This is a genomic window from Micromonospora sp. NPDC005979 (assembly GCF_040614415.1).
Lineage (GTDB): Bacteria > Actinomycetota > Actinomycetes > Mycobacteriales > Micromonosporaceae > Micromonospora.
In genome coordinates this window covers 46,001-64,705 of record NZ_JBEXUR010000005.1, presented here as the reverse complement: position 1 = coordinate 64,705, position 18,705 = coordinate 46,001, and the positions used below count along the sequence as shown (strand labels likewise).

General features: G+C 72.2%; 16 protein-coding genes. 4 read left to right on the top strand and 12 right to left on the bottom strand.

The genetic code is table 11. The annotated features are described in order from the left end of the window. Positions 1 to 32 precede the first annotated feature (32 nt). Positions 33 to 476 carry a helix-turn-helix domain-containing protein gene (locus ABZ272_RS10730; RefSeq protein WP_355049683.1) on the bottom strand — a complete coding sequence of 148 codons (444 nt, stop codon included), beginning with the start codon at positions 474 to 476 and terminating at the stop codon, positions 33 to 35. Between the two features lie 141 nt (positions 477 to 617). Here ABZ272_RS10730 and ABZ272_RS10725 point away from each other — a divergent pair, with 141 nt between their 5' ends. Then, on the top strand, positions 618 to 1,484 hold the full coding sequence (locus ABZ272_RS10725; protein WP_355049682.1) for an aldo/keto reductase family oxidoreductase: 867 nt from the start codon (positions 618 to 620) through the stop codon (positions 1,482 to 1,484). Position 1,485: 1 nt separating this feature from the next. Here the strand turns inward: ABZ272_RS10725 and smpB are convergent, their stop codons facing one another. After that, positions 1,486 to 1,980: an SsrA-binding protein SmpB gene (gene smpB, locus ABZ272_RS10720; RefSeq protein ID WP_355049681.1), complete on the bottom strand. Its 495-nt coding sequence runs from the start codon at positions 1,978 to 1,980 to the stop codon at positions 1,486 to 1,488. Between the two features lie 25 nt (positions 1,981 to 2,005). Further along, on the bottom strand, positions 2,006 to 4,258 hold the full coding sequence (locus tag ABZ272_RS10715; protein ID WP_355049680.1) for a hypothetical protein: 2,253 nt from the start codon (positions 4,256 to 4,258) through the stop codon (positions 2,006 to 2,008). A gap of 144 nt (positions 4,259 to 4,402) precedes the next feature. On the opposite strand from ABZ272_RS10715, the gene ABZ272_RS10710 reads away from it, so the two are divergent. The 3 genes from ABZ272_RS10710 (at position 4,403) to ABZ272_RS10700 (ending at position 9,593) form a co-directional block, all read left to right on the top strand. Further along, positions 4,403 to 6,061: an FAD-dependent oxidoreductase gene (locus tag ABZ272_RS10710; protein ID WP_355049679.1), complete on the top strand. Its 1,659-nt coding sequence runs from the start codon at positions 4,403 to 4,405 to the stop codon at positions 6,059 to 6,061. A gap of 55 nt (positions 6,062 to 6,116) precedes the next feature. Continuing rightward, a complete protein-coding gene (locus ABZ272_RS10705) occupies positions 6,117 to 7,556 on the top strand; it encodes an ATP-binding protein (RefSeq protein WP_355049678.1) in 1,440 nt (479 codons plus the stop codon). A 93-nt stretch (positions 7,557 to 7,649) separates the two neighbouring features. Continuing rightward, a complete protein-coding gene (locus tag ABZ272_RS10700) occupies positions 7,650 to 9,593 on the top strand; it encodes an ABC transporter ATP-binding protein (protein ID WP_355049902.1) in 1,944 nt (647 codons plus the stop codon). Between the two features lie 465 nt (positions 9,594 to 10,058). Here the strand turns inward: ABZ272_RS10700 and ABZ272_RS10695 are convergent, their stop codons facing one another. The 9 genes from ABZ272_RS10695 to ABZ272_RS10655 all read right to left on the bottom strand — a co-directional run bounded on the left by ABZ272_RS10695 (position 10,059) and on the right by ABZ272_RS10655 (position 18,678). After that, the gene (locus tag ABZ272_RS10695; protein ID WP_355049677.1) at positions 10,059 to 10,637 is read right to left on the bottom strand and encodes an NUDIX domain-containing protein; all 579 of its coding nucleotides are present in this window, start codon (positions 10,635 to 10,637) and stop codon (positions 10,059 to 10,061) included. Between the two features lie 28 nt (positions 10,638 to 10,665). Next, on the bottom strand, positions 10,666 to 11,304 hold the full coding sequence (locus tag ABZ272_RS10690; RefSeq protein WP_355049676.1) for an SRPBCC family protein: 639 nt from the start codon (positions 11,302 to 11,304) through the stop codon (positions 10,666 to 10,668). Beyond that, positions 11,304 to 11,669 carry a metalloregulator ArsR/SmtB family transcription factor gene (locus ABZ272_RS10685; protein ID WP_355049675.1) on the bottom strand — a complete coding sequence of 122 codons (366 nt, stop codon included), beginning with the start codon at positions 11,667 to 11,669 and terminating at the stop codon, positions 11,304 to 11,306. Before ABZ272_RS10685 ends, ABZ272_RS10690 begins: the two co-directional genes overlap by 1 nt. A 28-nt stretch (positions 11,670 to 11,697) precedes the next feature. Continuing rightward, positions 11,698 to 13,788 (bottom strand): xanthine dehydrogenase family protein molybdopterin-binding subunit, encoded by a 2,091-nt coding sequence (locus tag ABZ272_RS10680; protein ID WP_355049674.1) that lies wholly within the window; start codon positions 13,786 to 13,788, stop codon positions 11,698 to 11,700. Further along, entirely contained in the window at positions 13,785 to 14,768 is a 984-nt protein-coding gene (locus tag ABZ272_RS10675) for a xanthine dehydrogenase family protein subunit M (protein WP_355049673.1), read from the bottom strand. Before ABZ272_RS10675 ends, ABZ272_RS10680 begins: the two co-directional genes overlap by 4 nt. Continuing rightward, positions 14,765 to 15,262, bottom strand: coding sequence for a 2Fe-2S iron-sulfur cluster-binding protein (locus tag ABZ272_RS10670; protein ID WP_355049901.1), 498 nt, complete (start codon positions 15,260 to 15,262; stop codon positions 14,765 to 14,767). Before ABZ272_RS10670 ends, ABZ272_RS10675 begins: the two co-directional genes overlap by 4 nt. Before the next feature lie 197 nt (positions 15,263 to 15,459). Continuing rightward, on the bottom strand, positions 15,460 to 16,824 hold the full coding sequence (locus ABZ272_RS10665) for a GH1 family beta-glucosidase (protein ID WP_355049672.1): 1,365 nt from the start codon (positions 16,822 to 16,824) through the stop codon (positions 15,460 to 15,462). Positions 16,825 to 16,853: 29 nt separating this feature from the next. Beyond that, positions 16,854 to 17,693, bottom strand: a complete 840-nt coding sequence (locus tag ABZ272_RS10660; RefSeq protein WP_355049671.1) for a carbohydrate ABC transporter permease — start codon at positions 17,691 to 17,693, stop codon at positions 16,854 to 16,856. Further along, positions 17,686 to 18,678 (bottom strand): sugar ABC transporter permease, encoded by a 993-nt coding sequence (locus ABZ272_RS10655; protein ID WP_355049670.1) that lies wholly within the window; start codon positions 18,676 to 18,678, stop codon positions 17,686 to 17,688. Before ABZ272_RS10655 ends, ABZ272_RS10660 begins: the two co-directional genes overlap by 8 nt. Positions 18,679 to 18,705 lie beyond the last annotated feature (27 nt).

Genomic DNA, 18,705 nt, shown 5'->3' with positions numbered 1-18,705 from the left:
AGGGCGGTTTCCCGTCGCAGCTGCGACAGGGATCAGCTGGCCCGGGTGTCGTACGTCACGCGGTTGGCGAACACGTCGTCCATGTGCGTCTCGGCCCAGCCCTTCAGGCCCCGCACCACCTCGTGCAGGGAGAGGCCCAGGTCGGTGAGCTCGTAGGTGACCGTGACGGGCACGGTCGGCTCCACGGTGCGCGTGATCAGGCCGTCCCGTTCCAGCGAGCGCAGTGTCTGCGTGAGCATCTTCTGGCTGACACCGGCGAGCTGGCGCGACAGCTCCGAGTAGCGCATCGGCCGGGGTTCGCCGGCACAGTCGGCACCGGACTGCGGCGAGCCTCCGCCACGGAGCGCGGCCAGCACCAGAGTGACCCACTTGTCCGCGATCCGGTCGAGCAGCTTGCGGCTCGGACACTGCGCCAGGAACGCGTCGTACTCCGACTTGGCCCGCGCCCTCTTCTGGGCCGCTGTCGCCGTCGCCATCGCCTTGCTCCTTCCGGAGGGTGAGCTACGCACCTTGAGGTGCCTACTTCCGATTAGGAAGTTACCCGCTGATAGTTGGTTGCGGTAACAGTCAGGCACCGGCACCACGCGCGGTGCGATGTGAAAGTCAGAGGTACGAAGATGGCTTCCCCCACTCTTCCCGGCGGCACCTGGAGGCTGGGCGACCTGGACGTCACCCGGTTCGGCTACGGCGCCATGCAGCTCGCCGGCCCCTGGGTCATGGGACCGCCGGCCGACCGGGACGGCGCACTCGCCGTCCTTCGCGAGGCCGTCGCGCTCGGCGTCACCCACATCGACACCTCCGAGGCGTACGGGCCGCACGTCACCAACGAGCTGATCCGGGAGGCGCTGCACCCGTACCCCGAGTCGCTGCACATCGTGACCAAGGTCGGCGCGATCCGCGACCAACAGGGCGGATGGCCCCCTGCCCGCGATCCGCATAGCCTGCGCCAAGCTGTCCACGCGAACCTGCGGACGCTCGGCCTCGACGTGCTCGACCTGGTGAACCTTCGGCTCGGCAACGCCGAGGGGCCCCAACCCGGGCCGGTGGCGGAGGCGCTCGACGCGCTCGTGGATCTCCAGCGGCAGGGCCTGATCCGGCACCTCGGGGTGAGCAACGCGACGCCGGAGCAGGTCGCCGAGGCGCAGTCGATCGCGCCGATCGTGTGCGTGCAGAACATGTACAACCTCGCGTACCGCCAGGACGACAAGATGATCGACGCGCTCGCCGACCAGGGCGTCGCCTACGTGCCGTTCTTTCCGTTGGGCGGCTTCAGCCCGTTGCAGTCCGCCGTCCTCTCGGCCGTCGCCACGCGGCGGAGGGCGACACCGATGTCCGTCGCCCTCGCCTGGCTGCTGCGGCGGTCGCCGAACATCCTGCTGATCCCCGGCACGTCGTCCGTGGCACACCTGCGCGAGAACGTCACGGGCGCGGCACTCGTCCTGTCCGACGACGACCTCGTCGAGCTGGACACGATCGGCCGCTGACTCAGGAGTTGCGGCGGGGATGACCCTTGAGGTGTCGGCCCAGCTCCCGGGCGATCTCGCGGTTGGCGTCGCGCTCGGCGAGGGACTGCCGCTTGTCGTACGTGCGCTTGCCCTTGGCCAGGGCCAGTTCGACCTTGGCCCACCCGTTGTCGAAGTACATCGACAGCGGCACCAGGGTCACCCCGCCCTCGCGGACCTTTTCCAGGATCTTGCCGATCTCGGAGCGGTGCAGCAGCAGCTTGCGGTTACGGCGGGGCGCGTGGTTGGTCCACGTGCCGTAGCGGTACTCGGCGATGTGAAGCCCGTACAGCATGATCTCGCCGTCGCGCTCGTGCGCGAACGCGTCCACGAGCGATGCCCTCCCGTCGCGTAGCGACTTCACCTCGGTGCCGACCAGCACGATGCCCGCCTCGTACGTGCGCAGCACGGTGTACTCGTGTCGCGCCTTCTTGTTCGAGGCGATGAGTCGGCGTTCGGGCTTGCGGGACGGGCTCACCCGGCGACGATATCCGGCCGCCGCCTCAGCCCTCCGTCCGGCGCTCGGCACGCAGCCGCGCGGTCAGGTCCCGTACCGCCTGCACGAACTCCTCCTGCGACTCGCACGGCCAGTGGCCGAGGATGGGTGGGGGCACGCTGTCGCTGGGCGGGGGCACGAGCCCCTGCGGGTCGGTCAACCGGCGGTCCACCGCCGCCTCCGGCCCGGTCACCGCCCCGGTGTTCCCGCGCCGGTGCGGGGCGAAGATCCACCCACCGATCGGGTCGGTGTCGCGCCACAGGTTCACCCAGCGCCACCCGACGCGGCCGCCGATCTCCCGGAGCGAGGACTGGTTGACGTAGGTGGGGAACAGCCGTGAGTACAGCCGGCTCAGCGGTGATCCGTAGGTCAGCAGGGCGACCCGGTCGGTGACCCGCCGTGGCAGTTGCAGCAGCGTGGCCGCGAGCAGCACCGACCCGTGACTGTGTCCCGCCAGCAGTACCCCCTCGCTCCGGTCCACGAGGTAGGTGATCCGCTTGGCCAGCTCGGGCACCGCCCGTTCGGCGTAACAGGGCGGCGCGAAGGGATGCGCTCCCCGGGGCCAGAAGGTGCCCAGGTCCCACAGGACGCCCACGTACCGGCGGAACCCGGCCGTGCGATAGGCGAAGATGCCGCCGATCACGAGCCCGACCAGGATCGCGCCGATGACGTAGCTGCCGGCCACGATCAGGAAGTTGACGAGGTTGTCGGGCACGCCGAGGTACTCCTCGGACACGTCGCCGGGATAGATCTGCAGCAGGCCGAACAGGCTCGTGGCCAACCCGAGGGCGGCGAGGCCGGCGTAGACCACGGCGAGCGGTTCCAGTCGTTCGGTGAACCGGGCCCGGGCGACCGCCTGCTGGACCTGCCGCAGCCGCGCCGCCGCCTCCGGTGGCGCGTCCGGGAAGTCGGCGGCCACGATGGTCCGCGCGACCCGCCACCGGCCGTCGCGGGTCACGACCGTCACCAGCACGCCCACCAGTACCGCCGTCAGCACCGCCAGGAAGAACCCGCAGATCGCCCACTTGTACGCCAGCGGCGGGTCGAAGGCCAGTTTCTGCGCCCGCCCACCGTCGCGGTCCAGCACGTCCGCCACCCGGTAGACCAACTCCGCCGAGAACGCCACCGCGAGCCCGGCGGCGACGGTGACGAAGACCGGCGCGCCCAGCGCCCGCAGCCTCGGCAGCCGCTGTCCGTCCGCGCGTCGCCCGCCGCCGCGCGTCCAGATGACCACCGCCGCGAGGGCCACCAGCAGGACGGTCTGGCTGACGAACAACCACGCCACGGTGGCGCTGTACCCGGGAAGCATCCTGCTCTGCGGCCACGGCTCACCGCTGGACATGGTGTACGCGATCACCAGGATCGTGAGACCGAAGGCGATCGTGCGGAGTCCCCGGGTGACGCGCTCCAGCGGCGGCACGGTGCTGGTCCGGTCCATGCCGCTCACCTGGGTCAGCAGGACCAGACAGGCGAGCAGCACGGCGACCGTCGCCACGGCCAGCGCCGCCCGGACCCACGAGGAGTTGTCGCTGTCCCAGGCGGCCAGCAGACTGCCGTCCAGCGTGGCGAACGCGGCCGCGACGTGCACCGAGCGCAGCCGTCCCACGACCGGGCTGCCGTCCCACTGGCCGACCGCGCTCAACTGGTGCACCGAGGTCTCCTGCACCGCGCCGGTACGAAAGGCGTCGAACGAGTGGCTCGGGCGCGCGCCCAGCCACCACACGATCCCGATGGCGGCGACCGGCACCAGGGCCAACACACCCAGGCGTACGCCGGGTGGACGTCCGCCGAGCCAGGACAGCCAGCTCCGGCCGGCCACGCAGGCGGGGTCACCCATGCAGCGCCAGGCGATGAGGTCCACCGCCATCCCGACGATGGAGAGCACGTAGAGCGCCGTGAGGGTCAGTGCGAGCACCCGGCACAGGGCGACGATGGCGTGTTTCGCCGGCTGGCTCCCCGGGCGCATCCAGAGCGCCACGTTGCAGAGCATGAACGGCAACAGGAACACCAGCGACAGCGTCCGTACGGCCGTGCCGGAGGGCAGGTCGTTCCAGCGGTACGCCTCCAGCGTGACCCCGTCCGTGCCGGTCGAGTCCGGGTAGCCGGGGCGGGGGCGGTAGAACCCGCCGCTGCGGTCGCCGGCCACCTGGTGCACGAACGGTCGGTTGAGCACCCGGTCGGCGCCCGCCCCCGAGACGCCGTGCACCCGCAGCTCCACGATCCGACCCGTCTCCGGTCCGGTCGGCGACGCGTCCGCCATGGGCCCCCCGAGGTGTGTGACAGCCGGCGGTCGCGGCGCCGGCCGCCCGCGGCGGTGCCGCTTACCCGCCCCGAGCCGGGTCACGCCTCGCGTCGCTGCCACCGGTGGTGCGGCACGGCCCGGCGAGGTGGTTCTATTGGCGCCATGGCAAACCCGGTGATCCTGACCGTCGACGACGATCCCGCGGTGTCCCGGGCGGTGGCCCGGGACATCCGGCGCCGCTACGGCGACCGCTACCGGGTGCTGCGCGCCGCCTCCGGGCCGGAGGCGCTGGACGCGCTGCGGGAGGTCAAGTTGCGTGGTGAGCAGGTGGCGCTGCTGCTGGCCGACCACCGGATGCCGGAGATGACCGGCGTCGAGTTCCTCGAGGCCGCCATGGACATCTTCCCGGCGGCCCGCCGGGTGCTGCTCACCGCGTACGCGGACACCGACGCGGCGATCGAGGCGATCAACGTGGTGGACCTGGACCACTACCTGCTCAAGCCGTGGCACCCGCCGGAGGAGAAGCTGTACCCGGTCGTCGACGGGCTCCTGGAGGCCTGGTCGGTGACCCCGGACGCCACGAGCGCCGAGATCCGCGTGGTCGGGCACCGCTGGTCGGCGCCGTCGTTCAAGATCCGTGACTTCCTGGCCCGCAACCTCGTGCCGTACCGCTGGTTGCTCTCGGACGACCCGGAGGGCGCCCGGCTGCTCGACGCGGCCGGGGCCACCGAGGCGGACGTACCCCTGGTGGTGACCGCCGAGGGCAAGGCGCTGGTGGCCCCCAGCGAGGCTGAGCTGGCCGCGTTGGCCGGGCTGACCGTGGTGCCGGCGTCCGACTTCTACGACCTCGTGGTGATCGGTGGCGGCCCGGCGGGCCTGGGCTCGGCCGTGTACGGCGCGTCCGAGGGGCTGCGGACCGTGCTCGTCGAGCGGCGGGCGACCGGCGGGCAGGCCGGGCAGAGCAGCCGGATCGAGAACTACCTGGGCTTCCCGGACGGCGTCTCCGGCGCGCAGTTGACCGACCGTGCCCGCCGACAGGCGGTGAAGTTCGGCGCGGAGCTGCTCAGCGCCCGCGAGGTGGTCGGCCTGAGCGAGGCCGGCGGCGCGCGGCTGCTGCGCTTCGGCGACGGCAGCGAGATCGCCGCGCACACGGTGGTGCTGGCGACCGGCGTGTCGTACCGGGTGCTCGACGCCCCCGGACTGGCCGACTTCACCGGTCGGGGGGTCTTCTACGGCGCGGCCGCCACCGAGGCGCCGAGCTGTGTCGACCAGGACGTCTACATCGTGGGCGGGGCCAACTCGGCCGGCCAGGCGGCGGTGCACTTCTCCCGGTACGCCGCGCGCGTCCACCTGCTCATCCGCGGCGCGGACCTGACGGCGTCGATGTCGAGCTACCTCATCGACCAGTTGGCGCGCATCGACCGGATCACCGTGCACCCGCACACGGCCGTGGTCGGCGCGGCCGGCGACGACCACCTGGAAGGGCTCACCCTCTGCGACGCCCGCACCGGGGAGAGTCGCACGGTCGACACGTCCTGGCTGTTCATCTTCATCGGCGCCGAACCCCGCACCGACTGGCTGGACGGGGTACTCGTGCGGGACGGACGCGGCTTCATCGTCACCGGCCCGGATCTGCTCGCCGGTGGGCGACGCCCGGCCGGCTGGTCGTTGTCCCGCGACCCGTACCACCTGGAGACCAGCCTGCCGGGGGTCTTCGCCGCCGGTGACGTCCGCGCCGAGTCGGTCAAACGCGTCGCCTCGGCAGTCGGCGAGGGCGCGATGGCCGTGTCGCTCGTGCACCGCTACCTGGAGGCCCAGTGAGCGCGAGGAGTGAGCCGGTTTTGCGAGCCCCGCAGTCGCGAAAGAAGGAGGACCTGTGACGACCGCGTCCGATCGGCTGACCCCGGCAGAGCTACGTGAGCTGTTCCTGTTCGAGGCCCTCGACGACGCGCAGCTCGACTGGCTGAGCGAGCACGGCCGCGTGGAGCAGCGCGCCGGCGGCACCCTCGTGTACGGCGAGGGCGAGGCCGCCACCTGCTTCTTCGTGCTGCTGCGCGGCGCGGTGGCGCTGAGCCGGCAGGTCCGTGGCGACGACGTCGAGGTCAGCCGCACCGACCAGCGCGGCGTGTACGGCGGGGCCACCCAGGCGTACCTGGGCGACCAGGTCGAGCAGACGTACCGCAACAGCCTGCGCGCGCTCGTCGACGCCGACTTCTTCGTGCTGCCGGCGGAGGACTTCGCGCACGCCCTGCGGTCCTGGTTTCCGATGCCGATGCACCTGTTGGAGGGGCTGTTCTTCGGCATGCGGGACAGCCAGACCATCGTGGGCGAGCGGGAGCGGCTGCTGGCGCTCGGCTCGCTCTCGGCGGGGCTGACCCACGAGCTGAACAATCCGGCCGCCGCTGCGGTGCGGGCCACGTCGGTGTTGCGGGACCGGGTCGCGGGGATGCGGCACAAACTCGCGATGATCGCCGACGGGCGGCTCGACGGGCGGGCGCTGCACGGGCTGGTCGCGTTGCAGGAGGAGGCGGTGGCCCGGGTGGCGACCGCGCCGAAGCTGACCCCGGTCGCCACCGCCGACGCCGAGGACATCCTCACCGACTGGCTGGAGGACCACGGTGTGGGTGGCGCGTGGGACCTGGCGCCCATCCTGGTCGCCGGGGGCCTGGACGCGGCGTGGCTCGCCCAGGTGAAGGCGGCCGTCGGGCCGGCGGACCTGGAGGCCGCGGTGCGGTGGCTGTCGTACACGGTCGACACCGAACTTCTGATGCGCGAGATCGGCGACGCGGTGACCCGGATCTCGGGTCTGGTGGGCGCGGCCAAGCAGTACTCCCAGCTCGATCGCGCGCCGCACCGGGTCGTGGACGTGCACGACCTGCTGGACGCGACGCTCGTCATGTTCAAGGGCAAGATCCCGGCCGAGGTCAAACTCGTCCGCGAGTACGACCGGAGCCTGCCGCCGATCCCGGCGTACGCGGCGGAGCTGAACCAGGTGTGGACCAACCTCGTCGACAACGCGCTGGGCGCGATGGGGGAGAAGGGCGTGCTGACCGTCCGCACCGGACGGGTCGGCGACCTGCTGGCGGTGGAGATCACCGACACCGGTCCCGGTATCCCGCCGGAGGTGCGCCCGCGCATCTTCGAGCCGTTCTTCACCACGAAGCCGGTCGGGGCGGGCACCGGGTTGGGGCTGGACATCTCGTACCGGATCGTGGTCAACAAGCACCACGGCGACATCCGGGTGGAGACCGAGCCGGGGCACACCACCTTCCGGGTCCTGCTGCCGATCACCGAGGACGCGGCCGCGTTGCCCTGACACGCCGACTACCTAGAGACATCGAGTGGTTGCGGGCAGTAGTCTCGGGCGGCGTCCGTGCTTCCCGCCCCCCGAGGAGCTTCCGTGGACTCGATGGCCCGCCCGCGTACCGCGACCCACGACGACCAGCCGAACGATCCCCCCGACGACAGCTCCGTGCTGCCGGAGCTGGAGGACGCCGTCTGGATGCACCACGCGCACACCTTCGCGCACACCAGCTTCTGGGCGGTGGCCCGCCGGCTGCCGAGGCTGGTCCGTGAGGCGGTGGCCCTGGCCTGGGCCACCAACCGCACGGACACGGTCGCCTCCATCGGCCTGAACGTGGCCGCCGGGGTGATGACCACCTTCGGCCTGCTCGCCACGACCGGCGTACTGCGGGAACTCTTCGCCGCCGGTCCCACCCCGGACCGGGTGCGCGCCGCCCTGCCGGCGCTGATCGTGGCCGCGACGGCGATCTCGGCGCGCGGCGGCCTGACGATCGCCGCCGGGTGGGCCCAGGCACGGCTCACCCCACAGATCAACTACCAGGTCGAGCTGCGGCTGTTCGAAGCCACCACGGCGGTCGACCTGGCCGCGTTCGACGACGCCGGGTTCGCCGAGGAGATGGACCGCGTCCGCGATCGGGGGATGGGCGAGGCGGCCTGGATCGTCGACCACACCGTCAACCTGGTCACCGGGGTGGTCGGGATGCTCGCCACCGCCGTCGCGGTGACCGTCATCCAGCCGCTGCTGCTGCCGTGCCTGCTGCTCGCGGCGGTGCCCCAGGCCGTCACGGCCGTGCGGATGGCCCGCCGGGAGTACCTGGCGATGCTGGCCCGGATCACCCGTCGGCGGCGAATGTGGATGCTCGCCCACCTGATGGCCAACCGGCACACCGCCGCCGAGGTGCGCGCCTATCAGATGCGCGAGTTCCTGCTCGCCGAGTACCGGGGTGTGATGGCCGTCGAGACCCGCGCCCAACTGCGGCTGGTCCGCTCGCAGACCGGCACCCGCGTGGCCGGTGCCACCGTGGCGGGCCTGGCCACCTTCGGCGTGTACGCGGTGCTCGGTGGCCTGCTGCTCGCCGGCATGGTCGCCCTCGCCGCCGCGGCCACCGCCCTGCTCGCCCTCCAGTCCGCCCGGACCAGCCTGGGCGTCGCGGTCGTCGCCACCAACTCGCTGTACGAGGACGCCCTCTACTACCAGGACTACCGGGACTTCCTCACCCGGGCGCAGGGCCGGGTGCCCCTCGGCGGCAGCCGGACGGCCGACGGCGTCGAGGCGATCGACCTGCACGAGGTGAGCCTGCGCTACCCCGACACCGACGCGCCCGCCGTGGACCGGGTCAGTCTGACGATCCGGCGCGGCGAGGTGGTGGCGCTGGTCGGTGAGAACGGCTCCGGCAAGACCACCCTCGCCAAGCTGATCGCCGGTCTCTACCAGCCGACCGGCGGCACGATCCGCTGGGACGGCGTCGACGCCGCCGAGCTGGATCCGCGCGCGCTCGGCGCGCAGGTCGCGGTGATGACGCAGGAGTACTGGAAGTTCCCGTTCACCGCCGGTCAGAACATCAGGGTGGGCCGGCACGACCGTACGCCCGACCGGCCCGGCCCCAGCGTGCAGGAAGCGGCCGACGCGGCCGCCGCCCACGACATGATCGTGGGCCTGCCGCACGGCTACGACACCCTGCTCGACCGGGAGTTCAAGAACGGCCACGAGCTGTCCGGCGGACAGTGGCAGCGGCTGGTCGCCGCGCGTGGCCTCTACCGGGACGCCGCCCTGCTGATCTGCGACGAGCCGTCGGCGGCCCTGGACGCCCGCGCCGAACACGCCCTGTTCCAGCACCTGCGTCGCCGGCCCGACCGGGCGGTCGTCCTGATCACCCACCGGCTGGCCAACGTCCGGCACGCCGACCGGATCTTCGTCATGGATCAGGGTCGTCTCGTACAGCAGGGCAGCCACGACGAGCTGATGGCGGCCGGGGGCCTCTACCGCGAGCTGTTCGAGCTACAGGCCAGCGGCTACCGCGCCCACACCAGCGAAGCCCACCACCCCTGACCCCCCGCCCCCGCCCCGCCCGTCGCCCTCGCCCTCGCCCCCGCCCCCGCCCCGCCCGTCGCCCCCGCGATCTTGCACTTTCGGTTGTCGAATTCGGTGGGGATGCGACCTATGTCGCCGCATAAAGTGCAAGATCGCGGTCGGGCGGTCGGGCGGTCGGGCGGGCGGTCGGGCGCGCGGTCGGGCGGTCGGGCGGGCGGTCGGGCGGCGGGACGGGTGGGCTGGGCTGGCGGGTCTGCGGGAGCTGCGGCGCGTCGGGGGTCGGGGGTCGGGGGTCGGGGTGAGCCTCGCCTCGGGCTTGATCCGCTCGGGTTCAAGGAACCCGGGGCGTCTCGCCGCCGAGGACGGCCCGACATCACCGAACCCGAGTGGATCATCGCGCTTGGGTGCGGTGATCCACTTCAGGTCGCTGATGTGGGGGCATCGCGGCGAGGGGATACCCCCACCTCGGTGATCTGGAGTCGATCAGGCGGCGGGGGCCGGGTCGCGGGGGTCGTGGTCAGGCGTGGTGGGGTGCGGCGAGGACGTCGGCCAGGACCTGGGTGTGGTGAGGACGTCGGCCAGGACGCGGGTGTGGGTGGAGAACGCCAACTGCACCGGGTCGGTGAGGACCAACCACTCGGTCGCCTCCTCGGTGGGCCGCGACGGCGGCAGGTCCTCGGCGGCCCGCTCCGGCAGCATCCCGAAGATCATCATGGTGCCGCCCTGTGGTGCGCCCCGTACGGCGAGGAGCCGGGCATCGGCGGCGTCCGCGACCAGCCCGGTCTCCTCCCACAGTTCACGCACCAGCGCGTCGGACCACTCCTCGCCGTACTCGATGAAACCGCCGGGCAGCGCGAGCAGCCCGCGGGCCGGCTCGATGGCCCGGCGGACGACCACCACGCCGAGGCCCTCGGCCGTGCGGACCGGGAGCACCGCCACCGCGACGGGCAACGGGTTGCGCCAGACGGTCTCGCCGCAGGCCGCGCAGACCCGCGGCCAGCCGGCCGCCGCGGGGTAGGCGGCGCCGCAGTAGGAGCAGTGCGAGTACGGCGTACCGGTCATGCCGCAGCACGTTACCCGCCGGCCGCGCTCATTCGATCGGCGTGCCGGTGTAGAAGGCGGTGGTGCGTTCGGCAGCGGCCTTGGCCTCGTCGGGGTCGGTGCCGGCGGCGATGCTTGCCTCGCCCCACAGGTGGCTGCTCAGCTCCATGGTCCGTCGCCCCTCGGCGGAGGCGACCCACTCGGCGCTGTCCTCCGGTCGGACGCCGACGCCGCCGGAGAGGTGCGTGGCGAGGCCGAGCAGGCCCAGGTCCCAGCCGACACCGACAGCCCCCGGTCCGAACTGGGCCCACCGGTCCTGGTCGACGTGCGCGATGTGGTCCAGGTCGAGGCGGGCCTGATCGTCGCCCACCGGCGTGACCCGCACCTCGATCCAGCTCACCTCGCCGCCCATCTCCCAGGTGGCGGTGAAGCGGTGCGGGGGTTCGCAGGTCTCGATGGTGCCGCCCGCGTTGCCCTCGAGCTGGTACGTGCCGTGCAGCCGCAGGTCGCCGCTGATCGGCAGGAACCAGCGGGGGATCCGCTCGGCGTTGGTGCAGGCGTCCCACAGGTCCTCGGCCGTCGCCTGGTAGGTCTGGCTGATCGTGGTCACCCGGGCCTCGCCGGCGTCCAGGGTGCGGCTGCCGACCTGTCGCTGGACGGCGTTGATCTGCTCGGTGGCGTCGAACATCAGGTGTTCCTCTCGTCGGGTGGGTCGGCGGGCCCGCGTAGGCGCCGCTCGCGTCGGCCCCGGGCCAGCTCGGTGGCGAGCGCCGCCAGGGGTGGCGCCCAGAATCGGCGGAAGTGCTCCAGCCAGCCGTCCACCTCGCGCAACGGGCGCGGGTCGACCGCGTAGAGCCGCCGGGCGCCGTCCGGACGCACGGTGGCGAAGCCGTTGTCCCGCAACACCTTGAGGTGCTGGGACACGGCGGGCTGGGAGATGCCGAACTCGTCGCGGATGACCGCGCTCACCGCGCCGGCGCTCTGCTCGCCGTCGGCGAGCAGTTCCAGGATGCGGCGCCGGACCGGATCGCCCAGCACGTCGAAGGCGTGCACGGCGACAGTTGTATCACTCCTGGCTTATTTAAGCCAGCTCCGATACTCCGACGAGCTTGTCGAGCTGGATCGGCAGGTCACGGATGCGCACCCCGGTGGCGTGGTACACCGCGTTGGCGACCGCCGCCGCCGCGCCCACGATCCCGATCTCGCCGATGCCCTTGACCCCGGCGAGGTTCAGCTCGTCGTCGTGCTCGTCCACCCAGTACGCCTCGATCGACTCCACGTCCGGGCAGGCCGTGATGTGGTAAGTGGCCAGGTCGTGGTTGACCCAGTCGCCGTACCGCTCGTCGAGCAGGCCCGCCTCGTGCAGCGCCATCGACAGGCCCATCGTCATGCCCCCGATGAGTTGGCTGCGCGCCGTCGTCGGGTTGACGATCCGGCCGGCCGCGAACACGCCGAGCATCCGGTTGAGCCGGATCTCGCCGGTGGTGGTGTCCACCCGGACCTCGACGAACTGCGCCCCGTACGCGTACCGGGGGAGTGCGGCCTGCTCGCCGATCTCGTCGGTGGTGTCCGCCTCGGCGCTCACCTCGGCGTCCGGCGGTCTGCCGTCGGGCAGCTCGGCGCGCAGCGCCGCACACGCCCGGATCACCGCCCAGCTCCAACTGGAGGTGCCCATCGAGCCGCCGGCCAACGGGGCCGTGGGCAGGTCGCTGTCACCGATCCTGATCTCGATCCGTTCGGGCGGCACCCCCAGTGCGTCGGCGGCGACCAGCCAGAGCGCCGTACGCGCCCCGGTGCCGATGTCGGTGGCGTTGATCTGGACCAGGAAACCGCCGTCCGGGCGGGCGGTGACCCGCGCCGAGGACGGGCGGGACCGCGTCGGGTAGGCCGAGCCGGCCACGCCGGAGCCGACCAGGAAGCGTCCCTCGCGGCGGGACCGGGGCGTCGGATTCCGGTCGGCCCAGCCGAACCGGCGCGCGCCCTCGCGCAGGCAGGCCACCAGGTTGCGACTCGTGAACGGTTTCCCCTGGTCGGGGTCGACCTCGGGGTCGTTGCGGATACGCAGCTCCACCGGGTCGATGCCGACGGCCACGGCCAGCTCGTCCATCGCCGACTCCAGCGCGTACGCGCCGGGGCACTCGCCCGGCGCCCGCATCCAGAACGGGGTGGGCACGTCGAGGCGGGTCAGTCGATGTGTCGTACGGCGGTGCGGCGCGGCGTACATGCTGCGGGTGTAGACGGCGGTCTGCTCGGCGAACTCGCGGATCATGGAGGTCTGGCTGATCGCGTCGTGGCTGATCGCGGTGAGTCGCCCGTCGGTGTCGGCGGCGAGGCGGACCCGCTGGATGGTGGGCGTGCGGTAGCCGATCGGCCCGAAGATCTGCTGGCGGGTCAGCGCCAGTTTCACCGGCCGGTCCACGTGCCGGGCCGCCAGGGCGGTCAACACCACGGCGGCCTTGGCGTACCCCTTGCTGCCGAAGCCTCCGCCGACGTGCTCGGCGATCACCCGGACCGACTCGCGCGGCAGGTCGAACAGCTCGCTGAGGGTGGCCCGCACCGATGACGCCCCCTGGTTGGAGTCGTGCACGAGCAGCCGCCCGTCGGTCCACTGTGCCGTGGTGGCGTGCGGCTCCATGGGGTTGTTGTGGTAGGCCGGGGTCCGGTAGGTGACGTCCACCCGGACCGGCGCCGCCGCGTACCCGGCGTCGAAGTCCCCCTCCGCCGTGTCCGTCGGGTAGTGGGGATTGACCTCGTCCGGCTTGTACAGACCGGGGTGGTCGTCGGTGAGCACCGTGCTGTGCGGGCCCGTGTCGTACTCGACGCGCACCAGCCGGGCGCCCTCGCGGGCCGCCTCCAGGCTCGTCGCCACCACCACCGCGACGTACTGCCCCCGGTAGTGCACGGCCGGGTCCTGAAGCAGCCACAGGTCCGGCTCCACCATGGTCGCCAGCCGGGGCGCGTTGCCGTGGTGCACGACGGCCAGCACGCCGGGCGAGGCCAGCGCCTCGGTGGTGTCGATCCGGGTGATCCGACCGCGCACCACGGTCGCGGGCACCACCCAGCCGTAGGTGACGCCGTCGACCGGGTACTCCACCGCGTACCGTGCCGCGCCGGTGACCTTCTCCCGGCCCTCCAGCCGGGGGTACGCCTGACCGATCGCCCCGGTGCTCACGACGCCGCCAGTTCGCTGAGCACCCGTACGGTGATGGACCGGGTCAGGGGCAGCTTGAAGCCGTTGTCGCTCAGCGGGCGGGCCTCGGCCAGCTCCGCGTCGGCGGCCCGCGCCGCCAGCTCCGGGCTGAACGGGTGGCCGCGCAGCTCCTGTTCGGCCCGGTACGCGCGCCACGGTCGGTGGGCCAACGCCCCGTAGGCCAGGCGCACGTCGCGGACGACGCCGCCGTCGAGGTCCAGCACCGCGGCCACCGATCCGGCCGCGAAGGCGAACGACGCCCGGTCGCGCGCCTTGAGGTACGTCGAGCGGCGCGCGGCCGGCAGCGCCGGCAGCCGGACGGCCGTGATCAGCGCGCCCCGGGCCAGGGTGGTCTCCCGTTCCGGATGGGCGCCGGGCGAGCGGTGCAGGTCGACCATGGGGACGTCCCGGACACCGTCGGTGTCGTGCACCTCCACCACGGCGTCCAGCGCGGCGAGGGCGACGGCCAGGTCCGACGGGTGGGTGGCCACGCACTGCTCGGACCAGTCCAGCACCGCGAGGTCGCGGTTCTCGCCGTGCAGGGCGGCGCATCCGCTGCCCGGGTCGCGCTTGTTGCAGGCCTTGCCGGTGTCCTGGAAGTACGGGCAACGGGTGCGCTGCAACAGGTTGCCGCCCGTGGTGGCCATGTTGCGCAGTTGCCCGGAGGCGGCGGCGAGCAGGGCGCGGGTCAGCACCGGGTAGTCGCGGCGGACCGCCGGGTGCGCGGCCAGGTCGCTGTTGCGCACCGTCGCGCCGATCCGCAAGCCGCCGTCGGGCAGCTCTTCGACGGTGTCCAGGGGCAGCCGGTTCACGTCCACCAGCACGTCGGGGCGCTGCACGCCGAGTTTCATGAGGTCCACCAGGTTGGTGCCGCCGGCGAGGTACGCCGCCTGCGGCTCGGCGGCCAGCACGGCGACGGCGTCGGCCACGTCGGTGGGCCGGTGGTAGCGGAACGGCCTCATCGCGCCGCCGCCGTCTCGCGGACGGCCGCCACGATGTGCGGGTACGCGGCGCAGCGGCACAGGTTGCCGGCCATCCGCTCGCGGATCTCGACGTCGGTGAGGTCGGGAGCGGCGGTGATGTCCTCGGTGACCGCGCTGGGCCAGCCCTGTTCGACCTCGTCGAGCATCCCGCGCGCCGAGCAGAGCTGCCCGGGGGTGCAGTAGCCGCACTGGAAGGCGTCGTGCGCGATGAAGGCCGCCTGCAACGGCGACAGTTCCTCCCCGTCGGCCAACCCCTCCACGGTGACCACCGAGCGGCCGTCCAGGGTGACCGCGAGGAGCAGGCAACTCTTCACCCGGCGACCGTCGAGCAGCACCGTGCAGGAGCCGCACTGGCCGTGGTCGCAGCCCTTCTTGGCCCCGGTGAGGCCGAGATGCTCGCGCAGCGCGTCGAGCAGGGTGGTGCGGTTGTCAAGCGTCACCTCGCGCGGGGTGCCGTTGACGTCGAACGCCACCCGGGACGCGTGCTGCGCGTCGACGACCGTCTGACTCTCTGCTGCTGCGGACACCGCCCCAGATTAGCCAGGCCGGGGACAAATGCGGGCGAATAACGCGAAGAGCCCTTCGCCGTGGGCGTCCGCCCCGCTAACGGCGACGGCCGCCCGGGTACGCGCCGCAGCGCCACCCGGGCGGCCGTCCGCCCGCCCCCGTCTCAGGCCACCGGGGTGGCCCGGGCAAGATTCCGGTGCGCGCGGATCAGCTCCGCATAGCGCAGACCGCTCGCCTTCATCGTCCGCCGCTGGGTGGTGTAGTCGACGTGCACCAGCCCGAAGCGCTTGTCGTAGCCGTACGCCCACTCGAAGTTGTCCAGCAGCGACCACACGAAGTAGCCGTCCAGCGGCACGCCCCGGGCCACCGCCGACGCGCACGCCGCCAGGTGCTGCTCCAGGTGGTCGGTGCGCTCCTTGTCCTCGACCGTGCCCTCGGGGGTGATCTCGTCGTGCCACGCCGAGCCGCTCTCGGTGACGATGATCCGGGCCGGCCCGTACCGCTCGTGCACGTCGACGAGCAGCCGCTCCAGACCCGCCGGGTACATCTCCCAGCCCATTGCGGTCTCCACCGAGCCGGGGACCGGCACCTGCTTCGCGTACGGCGCCGGGCCGGTCGGGTCGTCGACCACCAACTGCCGGAAGTAGTAGTTCACCCCGAGGAAGTCGGTGGGCGTCGCGATCACCGCGAGGTCGTCACCGCGTACCGGCGGCTCGACCCCGTACGTCTCGACCATGTCGGCGGGGTAGCCCCGCCCGTGGATCGGGTCCAGCCACCAGCGGTTGACGTGCCCGTCGGCCCGCCGCGCCGCCGCCACGTCCTCGGGCCGGTCGGTCGCCGGCTCGATCGGGCTGAGGTTGACGACCAGGCCCACCGATGCGGGCCGGGCCGCGTTCGCCCGGATCGCCTGGGTGGCCAGACCGTGTCCGAGCAGCACGTGGTGCGAGGCACGCACCGCGCGGGTCAGGTCCCGCTCGCCGGGGGCCATGTTCCCCTCCAGGTGCCCGATCCAGCACACGCAGAGCGGCTCGTTGACCGTGCACCAGTCCGCCACCCGGTCGCCCAGGCGGCCGGCCACGACCGCCGCGTAGTCGGCGAACGCCTCGGCCGTGGCGCGTTCCGGCCAGCCGCCGGCGTCCTGCAGGGTCTGCGGCAGATCCCAGTGGTAGAGCGTGACGAACGGCCGGATCCCGTCGGCGAGCAGCGTGTCGACGAGCCGGTCGTAGAAGTCCAGCCCGGCGGTATTGACCGTGCCCACGCCCTGGGGCATCACCCGGGGCCAGGCCACCGAGAACCGGTACGCGTCCACGCCGAGGCGGGGCAGCAGCGCCAGGTCCTCCGACCACCGGTGGTAGTGGTCGCAGGCCACCGCCCCGGTGTCGCCGTTGTCGACGTTGCCGGGAGCGGCCGAGAAGGTGTCCCAGATGGACGGCGCCCGGCCGTCGACGTCGACGGCCCCCTCGATCTGGTACGCCGCCGTGGCGACACCCCAGAGGAAGTCGGGTGGCAGCTTGGACAGGTCGGGCACGGGAAGGCTCTCCTCTGGGTTCGGGTGGATCACTTGACGGCGCCGGCGGTGAGGCCGGCGACGAAGTACCGCTGCAGGGCCAGGAACCCGGCGACGACGGGGATGCTGACCACCAGCGACGCGGCCATGATCTGGTTCCAGTAGACGTTGAACTGGGTCGAGTAGCCCTGCAGGCCGACGGCCAGGGTGCGGCTGCCCTCGTCAGTCATCACCGAGGCGAACAGCACCTCACCCCAGGCGGTCATGAACGCGTACACGGTCACCGCGACCACGCCGGGCACGGCGGCCGGCAGGATGACCTGGAACAGGGTGCGCAACGGCCCGGCCCCGTCGACCTGCGCCGCCTCGTCCAGCCCACGCGGGATCGAGTCGAAGTAGCCGACCAGCATCCAGATCGAGAACGGCAGCGAGAAGGTCAGGTACGTGATGACCAGGCCGGTCCGGCTGGCGTACAGCTCGATGCCGGTGGCGTTGCCCAGGTTGACGTAGATGAGGAACAGCGGCAGCAGGAACAGGATGCCGGGGAACATCTGCGTGGACAGCACCGTCACCGTGAAGACGCCCCGGCCACGGAACCGGTACCGGCTGACCGCGAACGCGGCGAAGATGGCGATCGCGACCGAGCAGACCGCCGCGAGACTCGACACCACGAGGCTGTTCACCAGGTAGCGCGCCAGCGGCACGGTGCTCCACATGTCCACGAACGGTTGCAGGGTGGGCCGGCTGGGCCACCAGGTGAACCCGTTCTGCACGTCCCGCAGCGGCTTCGCCGCGGAGGTCACCATCACGTAGAGCGGGATGACGACGAAGAGGGTGAGCAGGGTCAGCACGATGCGCCGGCCCCAGCGCTCACCGACGGTCTCACGCATGGTCGTCCCTCCGGCGGTTGGTGATCAGCAGGTACGCGGCCGAGACGACCAGCAGGAACAGCAGCAGCGCCACCGACATCGCCGAGCCCGATCCGAAGTCCCAGGTCTTGAAGGAGCTGCGGTAGATGTGGATGGAGATCAGGTCGGCCTGCGCGGGCGCGGAGCCGCCGAAGAGCACGAACGGCGTGTTGAAGTCGTTGAACGTCCAGAGGAACAGCACCAGCAGCAGCACCAGGTTCACCGGCCGCAGCATGGGCAGGGTGACCGAGCGCAGCCGACGCCAGAACCCGGCGCCGTCGATCGCGGCGGCCTCGTACAGCTCGCCGGGCACGTTCTGCAGGCCGGCCATCAGGCAGAGGAACGCGAACGGCCAGTTGCGCCACACCGACACCACCAGCAGCGACCAGAAGCTGTTGTCGCCGATCAGCCAGAACGGCCGCTCGTTCAGCAGGCCGAGTTGGTCGACGAGCACGTGGTTGACCAGGCCGGTGTCGCGCTGGAGCAGGAAGCTCCAGGTGATCACGGCGGCGTAGACCGGCAGCGCGTACGGGGTGAGGAACAGCGCCCGCAGGATGGCCCGCCCACGGAACGGCTTCTGCAGCACGACGGCCGCCGCGATGCCGAGCAGCCAGGCGAACCCGACCGAGAGCACGCTGTAGGCCAGCGTGATCCAGAACGAGTGCAGCAGTTCCTTGCCGGCGGCGCTGTTGAAGTCGAGGGTGGCCCGGTAGTTCTCCAGGCCGACGAAGGGTGCGGTGGACCAGTCGCGGATGTGGAACTGGGTCAGCTCCAGCAGGCTCATCCAGACCCCGACCACCATCGGGATCACGTGGATGGCGAGTTCCAGCACGATGGCCGGCGCGAGCAGCAGGTACGGCAGGGGGGAACGGCGGGGGCCGCGCGGCCGGCGGGCGGCCCCCCGGGCGGGTGACCCGGCCCGGGGTGCGCGCCGGTCGGCGTCCGGCGCGGTGGTGCTGGTTGCCATCGGGGTCCTCTCGGAGGCGGTGGCCGT